The 3108-nt window shown below is 41.0% G+C and carries 4 protein-coding genes; 1 reads left to right on the top strand and 3 read right to left on the bottom strand.

Annotated features, from left to right (window positions below):
• Positions 1-91: 91 nt before the first annotated feature.
• A complete protein-coding gene (locus K2Q26_15845; protein MBY0316993.1) occupies positions 92-1342 on the top strand; it encodes an RHS repeat protein in 1251 nt (416 codons plus the stop codon).
• Here K2Q26_15845 and K2Q26_15840 read toward each other — a convergent pair.
• The 3 genes from K2Q26_15840 to K2Q26_15830 all read right to left on the bottom strand — a co-directional run.
• Positions 1289-1834, bottom strand: coding sequence for a hypothetical protein (locus K2Q26_15840; GenBank protein ID MBY0316992.1), 546 nt, complete (start codon positions 1832-1834; stop codon positions 1289-1291). The genes K2Q26_15845 and K2Q26_15840 overlap by 54 nt on opposite strands.
• Positions 1835-1865: 31 nt before the next feature.
• Complete coding sequence (locus tag K2Q26_15835; protein ID MBY0316991.1) at positions 1866-2888, bottom strand: site-specific integrase; 1023 nt, start codon at positions 2886-2888, stop codon at positions 1866-1868.
• 1 nt (position 2889) lies between these two features.
• Positions 2890-3108: hypothetical protein (locus K2Q26_15830; GenBank protein ID MBY0316990.1), on the bottom strand; the 219-nt coding region annotated here is incomplete at its 5' end.

The raw sequence follows: 3108 nt of genomic DNA, 5'->3' as shown, positions 1-3108 counted from the left end.
AGAGGGAGATGCCTTTGAAACTCCCCTGCAACACGCCAAACGAATCCGCCAGTACCGCTGATTACGCAGGGGTTACGATCCTTCAGGTCTTATGACCTCTTACAGCGGGAGTGATACGACGAACTCTTACTCCAATGCGATAGAATCTTCGTCGGTTTCTACCGTCGCTGACGAGCGATTTGGGGATTTGTACAATCGAGTGAGCAGTTCGAGCTCTACGATAAGCTCCATTACAAAAAATACGAATATGGCTCAGAGTTTGAGCTATCCTGTGGGGGTTACGCCGGGTTGGTTTAACTACAATACGTTAACGAAAACTATGACGACCAACTCAAAAGTTTGGACCTCGGTCTTTGATCTGCCGACGCTGACGTGGACGAACACCTCTCCCGAAGGGGCCACGGTGACGACGGAATTAAACTCCAACGAACAGATTGTAGAGCAGCAAACCGGAAGTGATACCCCTTGGATCTACACTTATGATGGAGACGGTCGACTTTCGAGTAAAGTCCAAGGCACGACTCAGAATTTAATGACCTATGCTTATAATGGATCTGGATATCTTTCATCAATAACAAACGCATTAAACGAGGTCACAAGTTTTGGTTACGATAGTGCAGGCCGAGTGACTTCGGTCACACTTCCAGACACTCGGGTGATTTCGAAAAACTATGATGCCAATGGAAACCTATTAAGTGTGACGCCTCCAAGTCGACCCGCGCACGCTTTTTTGTATAATGCCATGGAGGAGGTCAGCGATTATCAACCTCCATCAATGGGTGTCGGTATCCCTAAAAATACAACGTATACCTACAATACTGATAAGCAAATCACATTGGTCACTTTGCCAAACTCCGACACGATTGGATTTACCTACAATGGAACCACGGGTCTTTTGACCACTCGAACTGTTCCTTCTGGTAACTATACCTACACTTACGATTCGACGACAAAACAGTTAGAAAAAATAGTTTCTCCGAACGGACCGGCTTCTGTTTTTGACTACTATGGTTCCCAAATTAAGGATGATGAGCAGCGAAGAAACTCTGACAACTATCTTTTTGGTAAAGTCGCATTCACTTTTGATAGCGAACATCGAGTGAGCTCAAGAATAACTCAGCCCAATTCCTCCGGCGGAGCTTCGACGATCAATTATTCCTACAATGACGACGATCAGCTCGCACAGGTCGGTGATCTTGCTTTGGCCTATAGTTATCCCTCGGGAAGGCTCGATACTACCACTATAGGGAATATCACCGACAGTAGAACTTATGACAGTTATGGGAATCTAGCGTTGAGCCATACTGATAAGTCCCGCTATTTTTTCTTCAGAGAGGATTGATGGCAGTTTTTTATACTGAGTGCGCGCAAAAGTGATGTTTTCTAAAGGTGAGGTTTCTATAAGGTGCTTCTCAATCAAAAACTTCATAAAACCAGAGAATCTATATTTAATAGCGAGCATAGATTTTTCAGAATAATCATTTTCATTCTTAAGTTGAGCCAAAAAAGTACGCATGGCCATTTCATTGAGATTCTTTGGGCTATGCATGCCAAAATAATCAATGAAGACTTTCACTAAAAAGGGTGATCTCTCAAAGTATGTCCCTGGTGTTTGCTTAAAATAAGTTTTTAATAACTCTTCAAGCGAAGTGTTCTTGAGGTTTGGTTGAGGTAAAAACTTAGCATTGTCTGCTTTTAAAGTATTTAGATACATTTTGGCTTTAGCTTCTTCTTTAAATTCCTTTTGGATTCGTTTTTGTCGAAATGAATCATAGTAAGAGACCATAAATATTCCGCTCGGAAGTGGGTAAAATTTAATATCTTTAGTTTTCATAATTACTCCTGTGGATTAAGTGTGATTAAAGTTAATTTTCGTAGGGACATGCGTTTTCGACATCTTGAGCACCAATCTGTCCGTAGACATCGACAGTGACATCAATGCTCTTGTGTCCAAGAATTGCTTGGAGCTGGTACATTTCTCCGCCTTTCTTAAGATAGTTGTAGGCAAAGGAATGTCTTAAGGCATGTGGTCCCCAATCTTTACCGATGGGAAAATGCTTTTTAAAACGCCGTAGTAACCTTTGTAATCGTTGCCGACCAATGGCCTTCCCATTGGGATCAGGAAATACAAACTCTGCACTGTGATTATTTAAATGCGTTTCTAAAAAGGATTTTAAGCTTTTAGGCAGTCTTATGGTTCGATCTTCTCCGTTTTTGGTCCCTCGGAAATGCAAAAGCCCCATTTCGAGGTCCACATCTGACTTCTTGAGTTTTAAAATCTCACTTCGTCGGGCTCCGGTGTAAGCAGTAGCAAAAAGAAATGGGTACAAAAGTCCAGGGCTAAAATTTTGAGCATTTTCCAGAATTTTATGAACTTCATCAATGGAGAGCACAACCCTTTGTCTTCTGGGCGGTGGCTTCCTTTCAAACTGAATCTTAGATAATGGAGATTCCGTTATAATTTCCTCATCGACCAGAGATTTAAAAAATGAGTTCAAGCAGGATTTAATCGTATTTAATGTTCGATCTGATAAGTCATGCTCGCCTTTGATTTTTTTAAACCAAAGTTGAAGTTCAGGCTTACCAATCAAATTGATCGGACGATGCCCAAACTCTTCGCAAAAAGATACGAAATGCCGCTTTCTCTCCCTGACGCTCGAATCAGGATATTTTTCTAAATGATATTTCATCAGTTGGCTAACAGGGGTCACATTAAAGCTACTTGTGCCCTTAGCGGTAAACTGCAGCTCTAGGTCTTTTTTATAAGTTTTAGCTTCTTTTATATTTGAAAATTTTTTCCGTTTTCGCCTTAAACTGTGCGGGTCCACGTAGCATATAACATTATGACCCGTTTTTAGTTCGTACATCTTTACTTTTAAATCTAACACTCTAGGCTCCTTTAATTTTTAAAAGCTCTTTGGCTGTGGGAATATGATTGTCTTTGTAATAAAAATTCTGAGTTCTATTTTTCATCCAGTCCTCAAGTTTATCCTTCTCGATAACAAGCTTTTTCTTAAGACCGATATTTACAGGGTGATCTTCCCCCGATTGCACGGACACGGATTTAATGTAATTATCAAGCCGTTGGTACGGCAGAAAAGGGGAATT

It is taken from the genome of Bdellovibrionales bacterium, assembly GCA_019750295.1.
GTDB lineage: Bacteria > Bdellovibrionota > Bdellovibrionia > Bdellovibrionales > JAGQZY01 > JAIEOS01.
Note: the sequence above shows the minus strand (reverse complement) of the source record. Positions and strands in the feature narration are given on the sequence as shown.